This window comes from Cohaesibacter gelatinilyticus (assembly GCF_900215605.1).
Taxonomy (GTDB): domain Bacteria; phylum Pseudomonadota; class Alphaproteobacteria; order Rhizobiales; family Cohaesibacteraceae; genus Cohaesibacter; species Cohaesibacter gelatinilyticus.
On sequence record NZ_OBEL01000001.1, the window covers coordinates 1,947,173 to 1,964,238 of the forward strand.

General features: G+C 51.2%; 16 protein-coding genes. 6 read left to right on the plus strand and 10 right to left on the minus strand.

Translation table 11 applies throughout. The features are described 5' to 3' along the window. Positions 1–23 precede the first annotated feature (23 nt). The 4 genes from CRO57_RS08845 to CRO57_RS08860 form a co-directional block, all read right to left on the minus strand. Entirely contained in the window at positions 24–914 is an 891-nt protein-coding gene (locus tag CRO57_RS08845; protein ID WP_097152890.1) for an NAD(P)-dependent oxidoreductase, read from the minus strand. 194 nt (positions 915–1,108) lie between these two features. Further along, the gene (locus tag CRO57_RS08850) at positions 1,109–2,383 is read right to left on the minus strand and encodes a TRAP transporter large permease (RefSeq protein ID WP_097152891.1); all 1,275 of its coding nucleotides are present in this window, start codon (positions 2,381–2,383) and stop codon (positions 1,109–1,111) included. Between the two features lie 136 nt (positions 2,384–2,519). Beyond that, positions 2,520–3,029 carry a TRAP transporter small permease gene (locus CRO57_RS08855; RefSeq protein WP_097152892.1) on the minus strand — a complete coding sequence of 170 codons (510 nt, stop codon included), beginning with the start codon at positions 3,027–3,029 and terminating at the stop codon, positions 2,520–2,522. Positions 3,030–3,192: 163 nt separating this feature from the next. Further along, a complete protein-coding gene (locus CRO57_RS08860) occupies positions 3,193–4,188 on the minus strand; it encodes a TRAP transporter substrate-binding protein (protein WP_097152893.1) in 996 nt (331 codons plus the stop codon). A 163-nt stretch (positions 4,189–4,351) separates the two neighbouring features. On the opposite strand from CRO57_RS08860, the gene CRO57_RS08865 reads away from it, so the two are divergent. Further along, positions 4,352–5,392: a LacI family DNA-binding transcriptional regulator gene (locus tag CRO57_RS08865; RefSeq protein ID WP_170955998.1), complete on the plus strand. Its 1,041-nt coding sequence runs from the start codon at positions 4,352–4,354 to the stop codon at positions 5,390–5,392. 6 nt (positions 5,393–5,398) lie between these two features. On the opposite strand, the gene CRO57_RS08870 is transcribed toward CRO57_RS08865, so the two are convergent. After that, a complete protein-coding gene (locus CRO57_RS08870) occupies positions 5,399–6,427 on the minus strand; it encodes a LacI family DNA-binding transcriptional regulator (protein ID WP_097152895.1) in 1,029 nt (342 codons plus the stop codon). 161 nt (positions 6,428–6,588) lie between these two features. Here CRO57_RS08870 and CRO57_RS08875 point away from each other — a divergent pair, with 161 nt between their 5' ends. The 3 genes from CRO57_RS08875 to CRO57_RS08885 are packed head-to-tail and all read left to right on the plus strand — an operon-like array spanning position 6,589 to position 8,868. Then, entirely contained in the window at positions 6,589–7,668 is a 1,080-nt protein-coding gene (locus CRO57_RS08875) for a fatty acid desaturase (protein WP_097152896.1), read from the plus strand. A gap of 45 nt (positions 7,669–7,713) precedes the next feature. Then, on the plus strand, positions 7,714–8,031 hold the full coding sequence (locus CRO57_RS08880) for a MocE family 2Fe-2S type ferredoxin (RefSeq protein ID WP_097152897.1): 318 nt from the start codon (positions 7,714–7,716) through the stop codon (positions 8,029–8,031). A gap of 6 nt (positions 8,032–8,037) precedes the next feature. Further along, on the plus strand, positions 8,038–8,868 hold the full coding sequence (locus CRO57_RS08885) for a 3-methyl-2-oxobutanoate hydroxymethyltransferase (RefSeq protein ID WP_097152898.1): 831 nt from the start codon (positions 8,038–8,040) through the stop codon (positions 8,866–8,868). Between the two features lie 20 nt (positions 8,869–8,888). Here CRO57_RS08885 and CRO57_RS08890 read toward each other — a convergent pair whose 3' ends face one another. From CRO57_RS08890 to CRO57_RS08910, 5 genes are all read right to left on the minus strand, one after another. Beyond that, a complete protein-coding gene (locus tag CRO57_RS08890) occupies positions 8,889–10,145 on the minus strand; it encodes an MFS transporter (protein WP_097152899.1) in 1,257 nt (418 codons plus the stop codon). A 252-nt stretch (positions 10,146–10,397) separates the two neighbouring features. Beyond that, positions 10,398–11,438 carry a twin-arginine translocation signal domain-containing protein gene (locus tag CRO57_RS08895; RefSeq protein ID WP_210200793.1) on the minus strand — a complete coding sequence of 347 codons (1,041 nt, stop codon included), beginning with the start codon at positions 11,436–11,438 and terminating at the stop codon, positions 10,398–10,400. Between the two features lie 64 nt (positions 11,439–11,502). Continuing rightward, a complete protein-coding gene (locus CRO57_RS08900) occupies positions 11,503–12,825 on the minus strand; it encodes a TRAP transporter large permease (RefSeq protein ID WP_097152901.1) in 1,323 nt (440 codons plus the stop codon). Then, entirely contained in the window at positions 12,825–13,334 is a 510-nt protein-coding gene (locus tag CRO57_RS08905; RefSeq protein WP_097153308.1) for a TRAP transporter small permease subunit, read from the minus strand. The genes CRO57_RS08900 and CRO57_RS08905 overlap by 1 nt, the downstream gene beginning before the upstream one ends. Positions 13,335–13,369: 35 nt before the next feature. Then, positions 13,370–14,143 (minus strand): DeoR/GlpR family DNA-binding transcription regulator, encoded by a 774-nt coding sequence (locus CRO57_RS08910; RefSeq protein WP_097152902.1) that lies wholly within the window; start codon positions 14,141–14,143, stop codon positions 13,370–13,372. A 270-nt stretch (positions 14,144–14,413) separates the two neighbouring features. On the opposite strand from CRO57_RS08910, the gene CRO57_RS08915 reads away from it, so the two are divergent. Both CRO57_RS08915 and CRO57_RS08920 read left to right on the plus strand, forming a co-directional pair. Continuing rightward, complete coding sequence (locus CRO57_RS08915; RefSeq protein ID WP_097152903.1) at positions 14,414–15,814, plus strand: NAD(P)/FAD-dependent oxidoreductase; 1,401 nt, start codon at positions 14,414–14,416, stop codon at positions 15,812–15,814. After that, complete coding sequence (locus CRO57_RS08920; protein WP_097152904.1) at positions 15,807–17,066, plus strand: NAD(P)/FAD-dependent oxidoreductase; 1,260 nt, start codon at positions 15,807–15,809, stop codon at positions 17,064–17,066. The genes CRO57_RS08915 and CRO57_RS08920 overlap by 8 nt, the downstream gene beginning before the upstream one ends.

Here is a 17,066-nt window from a genome sequence, read left to right on the forward strand (position 1 = left end):
TTGTTCCTTCTTGTCTCAGCCGATTAGCGATGCAATTCTGCACCGATGATTTCTTCAATCACCCGGGTGCAAACCCAGTTGTCGCCATTTGGATATTTGGTTTTGCCGGCATGGAAAATCTGCATGGCTGTCGATGCAGTATGCATCGGTACGCCCAGATCTCGGGCCATATCCAGACAGATGGTCAGATCCTTATGCATGGTCGCAATATGGGACCCGGTGCCCTCAAATTGACGATCAATGATGTTTTCCAATGCGGTGTTGGAAACACCACATCCTGCGCCGGAAGTAGAGAACACCTTGAAGAGAACCTCACCGGACACACCAGCTTTGGCCGCCAAGGCAGCTGCTTCAAAGGTGGCCGAGAAAATGGAACCGATCAGAGACTGCAAACAGGATTTGACCGTTTGGCCGTCTCCTGCATTGGCACCCACCCGGTGAATGGTCTTGGAAACAGCTTCCATGACGCCTTTATAGTCATCAAGCTGTGCATCTGTTCCTGCAGCCATCATGGTCAGGGTGCCACCTTGTGCGCCTGGAAAACCACCAGATACAGGGCTATCGATCAAGCCGATACCAGACCCGGCCATACCTTCTGCAATGTCACGGGCTTCTGATGGTTTGATCGTGGCGGTCAGGATAACAACGCCACCTTCCGGCATATTGGCAGCCAAACCATCTTCCCCCAGAATAACGGCCTTGGCCTGATCACCATTCATCACCATCACATAGACAGCATCAGCATTCTGCGCGACTTCCTTGATAGAAGATGCTGCCTTGCCGCCCATCTCGACAAAAGCCGCCATACGATCCGCGGACAGATCCAGTCCTGTCGTCTCGAACCCGTTCTTGATCAGGTTCTTGGCCAGACCACTGCCCATATCCCCCAATCCAATTACACCTGTACGCTTCATGGTACTTTCCTAAATCTTCCGGCCGCACCGGCGAGTTGATGACTGGTATGCGTAGCCCTGCCCTGACGCTCGTCGAGAACAACACCTGCACTACCGGCTGTGTGAGGATTTCAAACGCTCAATGAGCGTCGGGCGGGTCCGGAAGACACCTCACTGCCCTTGTTCTGAAAGCCTCTCCCGATCAGGGCGAAGCTTTAGAAAAACAAGCTTGGCACCCAGAGCACCAACTCCGGGAACAGACAAAGCAGAAACATCACCATGACATTGGCGAGCAGGAAGGGAGCTGCCCCCACAAAGATGGAACCAATTCCCATCCGCGCAATGGCAGCACAGACATTCAGACAATTACCAACCGGTGGAGTACAAGCACCAACAGCAAGACCACTCACCAACACCACGCCAAAATGCACGCCGGACACTCCAACTGCTGTAGCCGCTGGAAGCAGAACCGGGGTCAGCAACAAGATAGCCGGGCTCACATCAATGAAGGTACCAGCAATCAGAATGATCACCGCGATCACTAGCATCAGCGCAGTCGGGCCAAGATCAAGACTGACTACATAAGCGGCCAACATGTCCGGCACGCGCTCCAGAGCCAACACCCAGATATAAAGCTGAGAAAATGCAATGATCATCATGATCTTGGCCGATGTCAAAATGGCCACTTTCATGGAATGCGGCAGGGTTTTCAGAGTACTGACACCCGTCAGGAACAGCCCCAGAATAAGACCATAAAGAACACCGAGTCCTGCAGATTCTGTAGGTGTTGCAATCCCGAAGACAACAGAGCCGACAATCAGGATCGGCATGATCACCACAAGCCCCGCCCCTTTCACCTGAGCCATGGCATTCTCAAATGTGAACGCGATTGGTTGGGTGGGATAGTTATTCTTCTTGGAGATGTAATAGACGATGAAAAGTTGGAAGAAGCCGATCATCACCCCGGGGATCAGGCCGCCAAGAAAGAGCTGACCAACGGATTCTTGAGCCACAATGGCATAGATAACCATGGGAACTGAGGGTGGAATGACCATCCCCATGGTCGAAGACGCAACAGTGATACCAGCCGCAAAACTGGCTGGATAGCCGCGCTTTTTCATCTCCGGGATCAAAACCGAACCGATGGACGCAGTATCAGAAGCTGATGAGCCGGAAATGCCACCGAAAATCATTGACGCCACGACATTCACGAGCCCCAAACCACCTTTGAAGCGCCCGACAAAAAAGAGAGATAGATTTAGCAGACGCGTGGTGATACCGCCGGTATTCATCACGAAACCCATCAGGATGAAAAGCGGCAGGGAGATAAGCGCGTAATTATTGATCCCAGCAAACAGGCGTTGCGGCAAAATTCCGATTAGGGCCGGTTGCTCGATCAGAAAGTAGCTAAGAGCCGACAATCCGAGAGCATAGGCTATGGGCACGCCGATGATCAGCAAAACAAACAGGCTGAGAAGAAGCAAAAGCATGCGGGAAGACCCTCCGGCAGATTATTGATCTTGTTGCGACTTCGCTGGCAAAGCCGAATTGATTGATTTTGATGTGATGAGGCTGGAAAGCCTAGATATTGCTGTTATCAAGCGAACGCAGTCACTGATGGAACCGTCAATCTTCCGGCACCCAAAGCAACTCCACACTCTCTTCTTTTGCGAGGGTCAGAACGATCTTGATCACGCAAAAAAGCACGGCCAGGCCACATCCCAAAGGAACCGCCCCCTGCACAAAACCCTGAGGCCAATCGAACGGCTGCCAAGGCGTTTTGCCAGTCAGTTTTATCCAATTGAGAGAGTAATAGACCATGGCTCCATTGATCAGCGCGACGAGGGCAAGCTGCATGCAAAAAGCGATGCGCTTTGGTCCTTCAGTCAGCATATCGACGAACACCATGATGGCAATATGTTCACGGCGGGTGATACCAACGGCAGCCCCAATTGCACTGGTAAAAAGAAAAGCGATGGTCACAAATTCATTGCCACCATAAATGGTGTCACCAAAGCCATAACGCAGAACAACCAAAATGCAGACCAGCGAGAAAAAGACTGCGAAAAGCGCAACAAGCATCCATTCCAATACTGTCGCCAATCCATTATCAATCTTCTTTAAAAGTCCAATCATTGCCAATTGCCTTGTCTGTTTTAAGCCTGCCCGTCACGCAACATAGCATCCAGGGACAAAAATCCGGCAAGACCTCTACTTGAAGACCTGCCGGACCCTTCAGAAGCAAGAGAAAGAAGAGATATGAAGCGCCCATCTCTTCTCTCATCTCACTCTTTGCTTATTATTTGCATGAACGAGCAGCAGTTTTTGCAGCTTCCACGTCGGCCATGCTGAAGGCACCTTTGGCAACGAAGGTGTCATAGACCGGCTTCACCGCAGCTTGGAACTCAGCCAGAGCATCACCCTCGACATAGTTGATTTCCATAGACTTGCCGAGTTCCTTGATCAGATCGCCTTCTGCCTTGCGATACAGCTCGTCAGACTTGGCCATTGCCTCGACAGCAACGTCATCAAAGATCTTTTTCAGATCATCCGGCAGGCCTTTATACCATTCCTCATTCACGATCAGCGGATCTGGACCGGTGGAATAGTTCGTGATGGTCATGAATTTCTGCACTTCCTGGATCTTGAAGTCCCAGATATTGGCAGGTGGATTATCCTGGCCATCAATCACACCGGTCTTGAAGGCCTGATAAGCTTCGGAGAATGGCATGGCCTGAGGGCTGGCCCCCAGCGCCTTGGAGGTCTCGATATAGACTTCCTGTTGCGGCACGCGCATTTTCAAGCCCTTCAAATCCGCCACTTTGGTCAGAGGGCGCACATTATTGGTGTGAGCGCGGAATCCCTGGGAAATGCCGGTTGCCGGAATGTGATAGCCCTGATTGGCGGCATCGGCCTGCACTTTCTTGGTAAAATCACTTCCAACCAGGCATTCCATCTGATCCCAGTTCTCGACAAGAAATGGCAACAGGAAGATAGAATATTTCGGATTGGCTTCGGCAAACATACCGCCGCGCGTTCCCTGCAACAGACCGGTGGTAACCTGATCCATCATTTCACGCTCGTTCCCCAGAACACCAGAGAAGAAATTCTCAACTTCAATGCGACCACCTGAACGCTTTTCCAGCTCTTCTTCAAAGAACTTCATGGACTGGGAGCGGATAGCGCTTTCCGGCTGGGCATTGCCATATTTGAAGGTGAAATCAGCAGCAGAAGCACCGCCTGCAGTTACAACAAGACAGGCCATTCCTGCCAAAAGTGTTTTCTTTAAAGTCATATTTTTCCTCCCGAAGATGAACTCTGTCGTTCATCACGATGCAACTGTCATAACCAGACTCCGAAAGATTGTGAAACCAAAAACATCATTTGACTTAAATTGATGTCTTTTGATGTAATGAAGATATTGTTTGAAGGTGTATTTGATGCTAAATGATGGAATTATGACTGATAATTTCAATATACCGCTACAGAATATTGCCAAAATTGCCGACATTGCAAAATTGGCTGGTGTCAGCACAGCCACCGTTGATCGTGTTCTCAACGAACGAAAAAATGTGTCCGAAGCCACCCGTCAGCGTGTCAGGCAGGCAAAAAAGGCCATTGAGAATGGCGAACAGCCCATTACTCGCGCCCGTCCATGGCGCTTGAAAGTATTTCTGCCCGAGGATGCCGGCCCTTCAACCGACTATCTTGCGGCCTGTTTTCAGGAGATGGGAGCAAGGGGCAACGCCACCATCGAATGCATTTTCACCCGCAAGATGGAACCTGCTGTTCTGACTAGAAAACTGAAAGCCTGTATCGGACAGGGCATTGATGCCGTCGCTTTTCAGGCACTCGATGACCCTCGTGTGCGTGATGCCATAGAAGAACTGGCCAGCTACAAAATCCATTGCCTGGCACTTGTCTCCGGTATCGAGAGCAATTCGCTGATCGGCTATATTGGCATGAATAATCGCGCAGCCGGGCGCACCGCAGGCTATCTCATGGGGCGCATGGCCAAGGGCCCCGGCCCTGTAGCACTTCTTTCCGGCGGGCAACTCTATAGAAGCCATGAAGAACGTGAAATGGGATGTAGAGCTATCTTACGGAGGGAATTCCCCCACAACCCTATCGTCGCAACCTATGATGGACAAGATGATATTGAGGGCAATTACGAAGAGACACTGGCCCTGTTGAATCATCACCCGGATCTTGTGGGCATATACAATGTTGGTGGCGGCAATGAAGGGGTTGTCCGCGCCATGAAGGAAGCAGGTGTCACAGGAGAAATCATGTTCATCGGACACAATCTCACTCCCAAGACCCATAGCTATCTGCTGGAAGGCTCCATGGATGCTGTGATTCACCAGAATATGCGACTGGCGGCAGAGCTGAGCGTTGAGGCCTTGATCAATTTTCTCAACAAACGCCCACTTCAGTTTGCCAGCTTGCCGGTAGAAATCATCACCAAGGAAAACACACTTGGTGCCTCTTATGGATAGATCTCTCTAGATATTTTCTGGCGTAACAATCCGAAAAGGCACATCAATGCGTGTCGGAACATCCTGCGGTTTAATCAATCGCTCCGCCATAGCCTGACATAACTGCTGAGCAATCGCTCGAACCGGACTGGCAAGAATCAAATTCACGCTTCCTTGGGCCATACCCTGCACGCCAACCGGGCTTTCTTCGTGACAAATGTAAAAGACATCCTGTGCCCGTTCACTCTCATTCAACGCCCGAATAACGCCCTCCACCCCACCACCACAATGATAAAGGCCTTTCAAATCTGGACTGGCTCGCAGCAGCTCACTCGCGGCCTCATAGGCGACGCTGGCATCATCCAGATAAACGATGCTGTCTTTAAGCCGCATCATGGGAGCATTCTCACGAATATAGGAGCGGAACCCGCTCTCCCGGTCCTCCTGCCCCAAATAACGATGGGACCCAATCAGAATACCCAACTCGCACTCTGGCTGAAGACAATGGGTTATGGCCCACCCCGCAGTTCGTCCCGCCTTGCGCCCATTAACCCCTACATATCCCGATAGTCTGGAGCTACTGAGATCGGATAACAATGCAAAGACTGGAAAGCCTGCCACTTCCAATCTATCCACCTCGGCCACGATGAGAGGGTGATCAATCGCTACCATAGCAAGACAGTCAACCCGTTGAGACAGATCCTTCATTGCCTCAACCAGATCGGTCGGCGACAAGCTTTCGACAAATGTGATTTCAACTACAGCTCTTACCGATCGCAGATCTTTCGCTGCCCGCTCTATCTCAACAGCAAGGCTTTGATAAAACCACTTGCCTTTCTTCTGTAAAATGAAGCCCAGCTTTCGCGCCGGAGCCATTTCCTCAATGCGCCGTCGCATCAAACCATGGGCATGATAATCCAATTCTTCTGCCGCAGCCAAAACCCGCTCGGCCGTCTTCCCTCGCACGGGCGCACGGCCGTTCAGCACCCGATCAACCGTTGCAACGCCGACACCAGCAAGGCGAGCGATATCAGAAATCGTAGTGCGCTTTGACATATAGAAAATCCAGATAGAGTTACTATTTGATAATTTCTATCACATCAATAGCGCTATTTCTGCAAGAAAAGATAGAATCTATCACCACCCAATTGATCTCCTCCCTCCCTGCGACATTATGACCGCAACAAGAAATTCGGAAAAATCCATAAGGAGGAGATATGACCAAATCCGCCCAACCCGTGCAATGGCGCGACTACAGTCTGACCGGAGCAGATTCCGGGCCGGGTTTCACCCCCAAGGAATGGTATTCAACTCCAATCCCTCGCAAGCGCATGAAGGAATTGATGCGTCGATCCGATAAACCCGGTCTGATCAATTATGGCCTTTGGGTCAGTCTGGTGTTCGCCAGTGGTATCTGGGTTATCATGAGTTGGGGCAGCTGGTGGGGTGCTCCAGCCTTGATCACATACGGGATTTTTTATGGCTCTTGTGCTGACAGCCGCTGGCACGAATGCTCCCACGGGACAGTTTTCAAAACGCAGTGGCTGAATAATTTCTTCTATCAGCTCTCGTCCTTCATGGCACTGAAGAACCCCTATCTCTGGCGTTGGAGCCATACCCGGCACCATACAGATACAGTCATTGTGGGACGCGATCCCGAGATTGCCTTCCCACGCCCACCGAGCATTTTCAAGATCATACTCAATCTGCTGCATCTTCAATCCGGTTTCTCCGAGCTGAAAAAGATGCTGATGTTAAGCGCAGGCTATCTGAGCGACGATCAGCGTGACTATCTTATTGGCTCCGAGCGCCCAAAAGCCTTCATGGCGTCTCGTATTCATCTCATCATTATTATGTCAGTTGTAACCTTTTCGCTCATCCTCGAAAGCTGGCTTCCACTGATTTTGGTTCCACTGCCAACATTCTATGGATCCTGGCTGCATCACCTGCTTGCCTCCACTCAGCATGCAGGCCTTGCGGAAGACATGCCTGATCATCGTATGAATAGCCGAACAGTCTATATGAACCCCTTCTTCCGCTTCGTCTATTCCAACATGAACTATCATGTTGAGCATCACATGTTCCCCATGGTGCCCTTCTATTCCCTGCCTGCCTTGCATGATGAAATCAAAGCAGATTGCCCAGATGCCTATCCCAGCACATGGGCGGCCTTCGCAGAGATGATCCCAGCCATGCAAAAGCAGAAAACTGATCCGGGCTTTTACATTCAACGCCCATTACCTGAAGGGGCCAATCCCAGCCCGGACTATCAGCGACCTCTCCCCGCGGCTGCCTAATAAGCATCAAATCCAATCAAACATGTATAAAGGACCAGCCAGACCATGAACAACTGGATCAAAGCCTGCAGCAAAGACGACATCGATCAGGAAGATCTGATCCGGTTTGATCATCAAGATCAGACCTATGCCATCTATCGCAGCCCTGATGACGAATATTTCTGCACTGATGGCAATTGCACCCATGAGGAGGTACATCTGGAGGAAGGTCTGGTGATGGATTACATTATCGAATGCCCTATGCATAACGGCCAGTTCGACTATCGCACCGGCGAAGCTGTTCGCCTTCCCGCCTGCGAAAACCTCACCACCTATCCAGTCCGGCTGGATGGCGATCATGTCTATATCCAACTCAAGGGTTAGCCCATCATGAAGTCGATCTATACATGGGATGCCCAGCCGGCCAAACGCAACTTGACTGCAGCGGATATCCTGGCCGCCAAAGGACAGCGAAAACTGGTGCAGACCACCGCCAATAACGAGGAAGAAGCTGCTTCAGCTGCAGACGCTGGCCTTGATATGATCATGGGCAATGCCCACAACACAGAAGCAATACGAAAAGGTGCTCCTCACCTGTTTTTCACCGCAGCCCTCGGCCTTCCCGACTTTCCAACAGAAAGCGATATCCTCAAAGCTGCTTTCGCTGCTTTGAAAGCAGGAGCAGATTCCATTTATACCGCACGCGGTCCAAATATCGTTGAATTGCTCGCAAGGGAAGACATCCCTGTTATGGGACATCTTGGCCTTGTGCCCCGTAAAAGCACATGGCGTGGTGGATTGAGAGCCGTCGGCAAAACTGCTGATGAAGCGCTAGCCCTATACCAAGATTTCAAAAGACTGGAAACAGCAGGAGCTTTTTCCGTTGAGGCCGAAATCATTCCTGCATTGGTTATGAAGGAAATCACACAACGAACAAGTCTGATCACTTGCTCATTAGGCTCTGGCCCCGATGGCGATGTCATCTATTTGTTCCAGGATGACATTTGCGGAAAAGAAACCAGTCGCCCACGCCATGCCCGCGCTTTTGGCAATCTCTATAAACTCAATCAGCAAATCAAGGCTGAACGTCGCAAAGCACTTCGCGCCTTCAAAGACGCTACGATTAGCCAAAGCTATCCTTCCGACAAAGAAAGCGCACAGATTGAAGCGTCAGAGTGGGAACAATTCCTCGAAGGACTGGATCGCCTTCCCACCACATAACGATAAGAGAGGCAGAGAGATTAATTCCCTGTCTCAGCCTTTGCCTTCGAGCTTTTCTTATCCTTGCGGTCTTTACGCTCCATGAATTTCAGAACAAGCGGCGAGGTACGTGGAAAGAAACCAAAACGGGTAATATTGCCTGAAGGCTTGGCACGATTGGTGGAAAGCCGCACAAATCCAAGTATCAGAAAGGCAAGATGAGCTGACGTGGTGAAGTAGAAAAAGCCTGTAGGCCCAAAGAAATCCATTGTCCAGGCCCCTACCACCGGGCCAATGGTTGCCCCGATACCATAGAGCAGCAACATGCTGGCAGAAAGGCGAACGAACTCTTCCTTCTTGGCAAAGTCACTGGCATGTACCATCGCCAGCGAATAAATCGGCATGGCAAAACAACCAAAGACAAAAACACCAATCAGCGCCCAATAAAAACCTTGGTGACTGAACTCGGACACCAGAACGCCACCGAGGGCAGCTCCAATAGCTGTCGCGATTAGCATCAGTCGGCGATTGATACGATCAGACATCCAGCCAAATGGAATTTGCATCAATGCCCCACCAATCAGCATGGCATTCATGAAGGCTGCAATCTCATTCAGCGACATATTCATGGATTGAGCGAATGTCGGCCCCATTGCCCGAAAGGAGGCATTGGTCAATCCTGCTGTAAATACCCCGAAAAAGGCCAAGGGCGACAGCTTGAAAGCAAGATTAAGGCTTACTCCATAATTGGGCGGCACGGGCGGCGTTGGTTGCCGTGAGATGGCAATAGGGATCAGGCTCCACGTATAGACAATACTGATCCCGGCAAAGACCACAAAACTCAGCGGGTCCGCCAGCCCCAATAAACTCTGCCCCACAATGACCGAGGTCATATCTGTGATCCGATAAGCCCCCATGGTCTGGCCGCGTTTTTTGGAATCGGCCATGGCGTTCAACCAGCTCTCCAGCACCACAAACTGGCCAGCAAAACTGAAACCTGCAATCATTCGAATGATCGCCCAGGCAATTGGCTCCTGAATAATGGCCTGCGCCAAAGCTCCTGTCGCACCAAGGGCTGCAAACACCGCAAAGGTACGAATATGCCCGACTTGCGCAACAATGCGGGAGGAATAGGCACTGCCACTCATGAAGCCCAGATAATAGGCAGCACCGATCCAGCCGATCAAAGCCGTAGAGAAGCCTTCCAACTCTGCACGAACTGGCACATAGGTCCCGAGTAAGCCGTTGGAACTGAGAAGCAAGGCAGCAGAGAGAAAGAGCGGCAGAAACATCGCCATGGCGGGTCCATCCCATCAATAGGCATGAAGCAAGTGATCCTGACAAATATTTGCCAGAGCAGCCATGCTAGTCTGATCTCCACGTATCCCAAAGGCAAAAATGGCGCTGATCACAATTGATGCTGATTGAGGCCCATTCATACTATTCAGTCAAATATAAGAGAATTCAGAACTTACTCATCCAGATCATGCCAAAAAATAACCCACCTACACAAAGCATAGGTGGGCCAAGTTTGTCACGAAGGTATCAGGTTAGGAATAGCGATATGGAACACCGACTTGCTCCATGACCTTGTTATACTTTTTGAAAATATCGACGACCTTCTTGGTACGTGGGCTCTTGGCCGCCAGCTCTTCCCAGAAGCCTTCAGCATCAGCAACGACCTGGTCCCATTCTTCCGCCGGAATGGTGGTCAGTTCCAGTTTGTCACCATTCACACGCAGATCAGCCTCGCCGCCCCAGTACCAGACCTGACGGTAATAATGGGACTGATCCATGGTGATCTTGAACAGCTCTTGTAGATGTGGCGGCACCTTCGCCCAGCTGTCGGAGTTGGCAAAGTAGGAACCACACCAGGCACCAGTGACGTTGTTCAGCAAGGCATAGTTACAAACATCAGCCCAGCCAACTTCATAGGCTTCAGTAAAGCCACACCAGGCGACACCATCCAGCTCACCGGTCTGCAGAGCAACTTCTACGTCTTCCCAAGGCACAGTCACAGGAATGAGGCCATAGCGAGCCAGGAAGCGACCGGCGGTTGGCACGCCAAAAACGCGCTTGCCTTTCATGTCAGCCAATGAGCGGATCGGATCTTTGGTAAAGATATGCAGAGGATCCCAGGCACCAGCGCCCAACCATTCAACACCCTCAATTTCACCATATGCTTCTGCCCAGATCTCATTCAAGCCATAGCGCTCGAACAGAACAGGCAGATCAAGGCTATATCGGGTAGAGAATGGGAAATAGCCACCGAAGTCGGAAATATCAACCGGAGATGCCATGGTCGCATCATCGGACTGTACCGCATCCAGTGTACCATTTTGCAATGAACGGAACAGCTCACCGGTTGGGACCAACTGATCGGCATAGAAAAGCTCGATTTCCATCTCACCGTTGGCTGCCTTGTTGAAGGCATCAATCTGCGGCTTGATCACATGAGCGCCAAGCGGTGCTCCGGAATAAGTCTGCATGCGCCACTTGATTGGTGCCTGCGCCTTCACGATAGCCGGGGCAGCAAGCGTAGCAGCCCCTCCAAGCCCGGCAGTCTTTAGAAAATTACGTCTTGAAGTCATTGTCATTCTCCTCAGGAGTTTGGTGAATGGCAGGCTTGAGCCTGCTCTTTTAGTTCAAATTCAATCACTTGCCATAGACATAGTTTGGCAACCACATGGCAATTTGGGGGAAGATCATCAGAAGAGCGAGCGCCAGAACCATGATGCCAACAAAGGGAATGATGGAGGCATAAATATCCTTCAGTCCGATTTGAGGCGGCGCCATGGCTCGCATCAGGAAGAGGTTGTAACCAAAAGGTGGGGTCATGTAGGCAATCTGTGTCGTGATGGTATAGAGCACCCCATACCAGATCAGATCGAAGCCAAGGATCTTGACCAATGGCACATAAAGCGGCGCAACAATCACCAGCATCGCAGTATCATCAAGGAAGGTGCCCATCAGCAGGAAGGAAAGCTGCATCAGGATCAGGATGGTCCAGGGATCTAGACCCAATTGCTCGGTAAAGAGATGCTCGATTGCTTTCACGGCACCCAATCCATCAAAGACAGCACCAAAACCGAGCGCTGCCAAGATGATCCACATGAACATGCAAGAAATGGCGAGTGTCTGACGAACGGAAGTCTCAAACACTTTCCAGTTCATCCGGCGTTTGACGACCGCTGCCATAAAGGCTGTCATGGCTCCAATGGCAGAACTCTCCACCAGCGAGGTCCAGCCCTTGATGAAAGGGAACATCATGGCAAAGAAGATACCCAATGGCAGCAACCCTGCGCTCAACAAGCCCAGCTTCTCGGACATGGTGATATCACGATTGTCATCCGCCAGCGCTGGCCCCAATTGCGGCTGTATCTTGCATCGAATGGCAATATAGAGGATGAAAAGCAGAGCCATCATCAGGCCCGGCATCACTCCAGCCAGCCAAAGCTGCCCCACTGGCTGACGCGCAATCATGGCATAGAGCACCAACACCACCGAAGGCGGCACCAGAATCCCAAGCGATGATCCAGCCTGAATGACCCCGGTCACCATCCGCTTGTCATAGCCACGCTTCAAGAGTTCTGGCAAGGCAATAGTCGCCCCGATAGCCATACCAGCCACCGACAAACCATTCATTGCGGAGATCAACACCATCAAGCCGATGGTACCGATCGCCAGTCCCCCATTCACCGGTCCCATCCAGACATGAAACATTTTGTAGAGATCGTCGGCAATCTTACTTTCAGAAAGCACATAACCCATGAAAATGAACATCGGCAAGGTGAGCATGGGATACCATTTCATCACCTTCATGGCCGCAGAGAACGGGATATTCGAGCCACCAGTTCCCCAAAGAGCCAGCGCCGCAATAGCGGCGATTCCGCCAATGGCACCAAAGACCCGCTGACCTGTCATCAACATCAGCATCAGGGAAGAGAACATCAAAAGGGCGATTAACTCTTGCGACATCAGGCTGTAGCTCCCCGCAATCTTGCAATGTCTTTGATCAGTTCGGAGAAGGCCTGCAACAACATCAGGAAGATGCCCAGACACATGATGGATTTGACCGGCCAGAGATAGGGGCGCCACAAGCTCGGGCTGCGCTCTCCATATTCAACGGCATAGACCGTGGAATCGATCCCACCATAAAGCAGAACGGACAAATAGAGGATGAGAATGAGAATAGTGAAGCTGTCGAACCAGGCCTTTCGGCGCACAGTCCAGCTGCCATAAAAAAGATCCATGCGCACGCTGGAACCCAATTGCAAGGAATATGGCCCACCCAACAGATAGTAGGCCACCAAAGCAAATTGAGCGACCTCAAGGGTCCAAAAGGCTGGAACCACGAACATGGCTTTTGAAATGGAGGACCATAGAAGGATCCCGACCATAACAAAGATGCCATACATCATGATCCGGCCAATCCAGTAATTCACCTTGTCAACCACCTTGACGTAAGTGACAGCCCAGCGTGGCATGGATGCAGTTGCAAATAGCTCTTGATAGTTGATCATCAAATCACCTCCACCTGACTGGAGGCCAGAGCCTGATCCAATGAATCATCCGGCTCCACATCCACCACCAATTGATCGATCTGATCCAGACCGCAAACGCGAAATGGTGCGGTTTTACCGAATTTGGAATGATCTACCACCACACTGACTTGTGAGGCAGATCCAATCATGGCACGGGCAACCTGTGCTTCATCATGGGAGTAATCCATGACGCCCGTAGAATCGATGGCACCGACGGTCAGAATTGCATGATCCACCTGATAGCCATTGATCTCATTGACTGTGGCTGGCCCTACTGTCTGGCTATTATCCAGAGCGAATTGCCCACCCAACAAGAAAACCCGTGAGCCCCCGGTGCCCTGCGCAAAGGTCCGAGCAATCCGCACCGAGTTGGTAATCACCGTCAAATCCTTGACCCGAGCCAGAACATCAGCACAGACAAGTGTGGTAGACCCTGTATCGATAAAGAGAGTTTGTCGTGGCGCGACCAGTCTGAAGGCTTTTTCGGCAATGATGCGCTTGGCCGCAGCATTGAGTTTCATACGCTCATCAAACGGCCCTTCTTCGCGCACATCTATCGCACGCGCGCCACCGTGGATCTTGCGCACCTGCCCCATATCAGCCAACACGCCAAGATCTCGCCGGATGGTTTCCGCCGATGTATCAAACCGTACTGCCAGCTCCTCTACGCTGGCTTTTCCATGCTTGGCGATCAGCTCAGCAATCTCTGCCTGCCGCACACCTGGCCTGACAGAGGATTTTCGTCCTGTCATTCCATTGCCTCCCTTTGATGCACAAAGAGTTGCAGAAATCAGCTATAAAAACAAATAAAATTTGCCCATTCGGTCATTTTGAATATTAAATAATTGATTTTATTATATTTTAAATTTAACAAAATTCACAATATTTTGCCCAAATCAACAAAAACTCCAATCCAAACTTGCCAAAAGACCGACCTGTCGATAGATTGTTTGCGACAACAAACGGCGTTTGAAACGATTCCGCCCTCACAAATATCCGTGACAAGCAACCAGAAGGCGCACATGCAGCTCCAATCCAACAATTCCAAAATGTTCGACTTCGCCATCATTGGCGGCGGCGTGGTGGGTTGCGCCATGGCTCGACAATTGGTTCTTGATGGCGCGAAAGTCATTTTGCTGGAAAAAGCGGCAGACATTCTGGATGGAGCATCCAAGGGTAACAGCGCCATCTTGCATACCGGCTTTGATGCCCCGGTCGGATCACTGGAGCAAAAGTGCATCACAAAAGGCTATGAAGACTATCTGGCTCTGCATGAGCAGATGGAGCTGCCTATCCTGAAATCCGGCGCCATGGTTCTGGCATGGAATACTCAGCAGGAAGCCAAACTGGATGAGTTGATCGATCAGGCACATCAAAATGGTGTGGCCGACGTCATCCGCCTTACTCGACAGCAGATTTTAGATCGGGAGCCTAATCTATCACCTAATGTCAAGGGTGGTTTTCTGGTGCCCGGGGAGTGCCTGATCGACCCTTGGTCCAGCCCTCACGCCTACCTGACACAGGCCTTACTCAACGGTGGTGAAGTTAGAAGAAATGCCGAACTATTATCCGGTTCATTTGAAGGTGATCACTGGCATCTGAACACGCAAGCGGGCTCCATCACCGCCAGAACCGTCATTTCCTGCGCAGGTCTCTATGGTGATGTGGTCAATCAACGATTGATTGGCAAGAAGCTCTTTTCGATCAGGCCACGCAAAGGCCAGTTTGTTGTTTTCGACAAGGCAGCTTCGAAAGTCAGCTCCACCATCATCTTGCCGGTTCCAACTGCCACGACAAAAGGCATTGTTGTCTGTCGCACGATCTTCGGCAATCTCCTGATCGGCCCAACGGCAGAAGAGCAGGAATCGCGAACAGATGCCTCCACCGAGCGAGAGACCCTGCGGGACTTGAGGCAAAAGGGCATCGACATGTTCCCTACCCTTGCCAATTATGACATCGCCGCGACCTATGCTGGCCTGCGCCCTGCCAGTGAGGAAAAGGACTATCGCCTCACCTACCTTGCCGAGCAAAATTATCTCAGCGTTGGCGGCATTCGCTCCACAGGTCTGAGTTCCGCCCTAGGACTGGCCCGCTATTGCGCCGAGGAACTGCTTAAAAGCTCAAAAAATTTCTCAGCAATCAAAGGCCCAATCATTCCCAAAGCCAACCGCCTGTCTGACTATCACCCGCGAGATTGGCAAGGATCCGATCATGGAGAGATTGTCTGCCATTGCGAAATGGTGACAAAACGCGAAATTGAACAAGCCCTGCAAGATCCATTGCCCGCAAAAAGCCTGCAAGGCCTGAAGCGTAGAACCCGCGCTGCTATGGGCAGATGTCAAGGTTTCAACTGCATGGGAACGCTCGCCTCGCTAACTGAGGGGCATTTTGACCGCCCCATTGGGGAGGCTGACCATGACTAGCCTCAAACATATCCCACCATCCTGTCAGGTCGCGATTGTCGGCGGTGGCCCCTCCGGTCTTGCTCTTGCAACAGAGCTCAAAAATCTTGGCATTGATGATGTTGTGATCTTGGAGCGCCAAGTGCAAGCTGGAGGCATCCCTCAGCATTGCGGCCATTATCCATTTGGTTTTTGGGAATATAAACGCCTGCTCAAAGGCCCAGACTATGCCCACCTTCTCCGCAACAAAGCAGAGGATGCCGGTGTTGCAATTCTTACCAATTGCCATGTAACAAACTTGGCACCCGGAGGACATCTATCCCTGACGACACCCAACGGCTCATGCAAAATGCTGGCTGATCGGGTGGTCTTGGCTACAGGCGTGCGCGAGAGCAGCCGCTCGCAACGCCTGATCGGTGGGCAGCGCCCGCAAGGCGTGCTGTCCACCGGCGCTTTACAGTCCATGATCTATCAGCATGGAAAACGCCCCTTCAAACACCCCGTCATTCTGGGCAGCGAATTGGTCTCCTTTTCAGCCATTCTGACTTGCCGTCACATGGGCATCAAACCAATAGCCATGATTGAAGAGAAGGAGAGGGTCATTGCTCGTTCCTTCAATGCTCTATTCCCCAAATTGCTCGGCATCCCGCTTATAATGGGGACACACAATCTTACCATTCACGGACGAGATCAAGTCGAAGCCCTTTCCTATCGGGATAGAGAGGGTAAAATCCATCAGATTGAGACAGATGGTGTAATTGTCTCAGGCCATTTCCGACCCGAATCCGCTTTGTTGCTCAACAGCCATCTGGAAATGGATCCTGCAACAGGCGGCCCAAAGGTGGATCAATATGGCCGCACCAATGATGAGCATGTCTTCTCGACCGGCAATTTGTTACGATCAGCAGAAACATCCGCATGGTGCTGGAATGAAGGGCACAAGATGGCCCACATCCTCGCAGATAATTTGCACTCAGAACAAACCCCGCCACCGATAACCCATTCCATTGAGCTGGAGCATGAAGCGCTACGCTTCGTCATGCCACAATGTCTTAGCCTGCCTCCTGCAAAGAATCATCAGAGAATGGAGCATTTGCAGATCAGGCTAAATCGGGCGGTAAAGGGATTACTTGTTCTGAAATCCGGTGACAAAATTCTCTGGTCCGGAGCCATTAACTCACGGCCCGAGCGACGCATTCTGATACCGCTTGATCCGTGGATTGATCAGCCAATCCCCGGGCCTCTCAGCCTCACGATTGAGGAGAAACGCTAA

Excerpts from the sequence above, each read along its gene's own strand:
- CRO57_RS08845 (WP_097152890.1), bottom strand. The coding sequence starts at position 914 with ATGAAGCGTACAGGTGTAATTGGATTGGGGGATATGGGCAGTGGTCTG.
- CRO57_RS08850 (WP_097152891.1), bottom strand. The coding sequence starts at position 2,383 with ATGCTTTTGCTTCTTCTCAGCCTGTTTGTTTTGCTGATCATCGGCGTG.
- CRO57_RS08855 (WP_097152892.1), bottom strand. The coding sequence starts at position 3,029 with ATGATTGGACTTTTAAAGAAGATTGATAATGGATTGGCGACAGTATTG.
- CRO57_RS08860 (WP_097152893.1), bottom strand. The coding sequence starts at position 4,188 with ATGACTTTAAAGAAAACACTTTTGGCAGGAATGGCCTGTCTTGTTGTA.
- CRO57_RS08865 (WP_170955998.1), top strand. The coding sequence starts at position 4,352 with ATGACTGATAATTTCAATATACCGCTACAGAATATTGCCAAAATTGCC.
- CRO57_RS08870 (WP_097152895.1), bottom strand. The coding sequence starts at position 6,427 with ATGTCAAAGCGCACTACGATTTCTGATATCGCTCGCCTTGCTGGTGTC.
- CRO57_RS08875 (WP_097152896.1), top strand. The coding sequence starts at position 6,589 with ATGACCAAATCCGCCCAACCCGTGCAATGGCGCGACTACAGTCTGACC.
- CRO57_RS08880 (WP_097152897.1), top strand. The coding sequence starts at position 7,714 with ATGAACAACTGGATCAAAGCCTGCAGCAAAGACGACATCGATCAGGAA.
- CRO57_RS08885 (WP_097152898.1), top strand. The coding sequence starts at position 8,038 with ATGAAGTCGATCTATACATGGGATGCCCAGCCGGCCAAACGCAACTTG.
- CRO57_RS08890 (WP_097152899.1), bottom strand. The coding sequence starts at position 10,145 with ATGGCGATGTTTCTGCCGCTCTTTCTCTCTGCTGCCTTGCTTCTCAGT.
- CRO57_RS08895 (WP_210200793.1), bottom strand. The coding sequence starts at position 11,438 with ATGACTTCAAGACGTAATTTTCTAAAGACTGCCGGGCTTGGAGGGGCT.
- CRO57_RS08900 (WP_097152901.1), bottom strand. The coding sequence starts at position 12,825 with ATGTCGCAAGAGTTAATCGCCCTTTTGATGTTCTCTTCCCTGATGCTG.
- CRO57_RS08905 (WP_097153308.1), bottom strand. The coding sequence starts at position 13,334 with ATGCCACGCTGGGCTGTCACTTACGTCAAGGTGGTTGACAAGGTGAAT.
- CRO57_RS08910 (WP_097152902.1), bottom strand. The coding sequence starts at position 14,143 with ATGACAGGACGAAAATCCTCTGTCAGGCCAGGTGTGCGGCAGGCAGAG.
- CRO57_RS08915 (WP_097152903.1), top strand. The coding sequence starts at position 14,414 with ATGCAGCTCCAATCCAACAATTCCAAAATGTTCGACTTCGCCATCATT.
- CRO57_RS08920 (WP_097152904.1), top strand. The coding sequence starts at position 15,807 with ATGACTAGCCTCAAACATATCCCACCATCCTGTCAGGTCGCGATTGTC.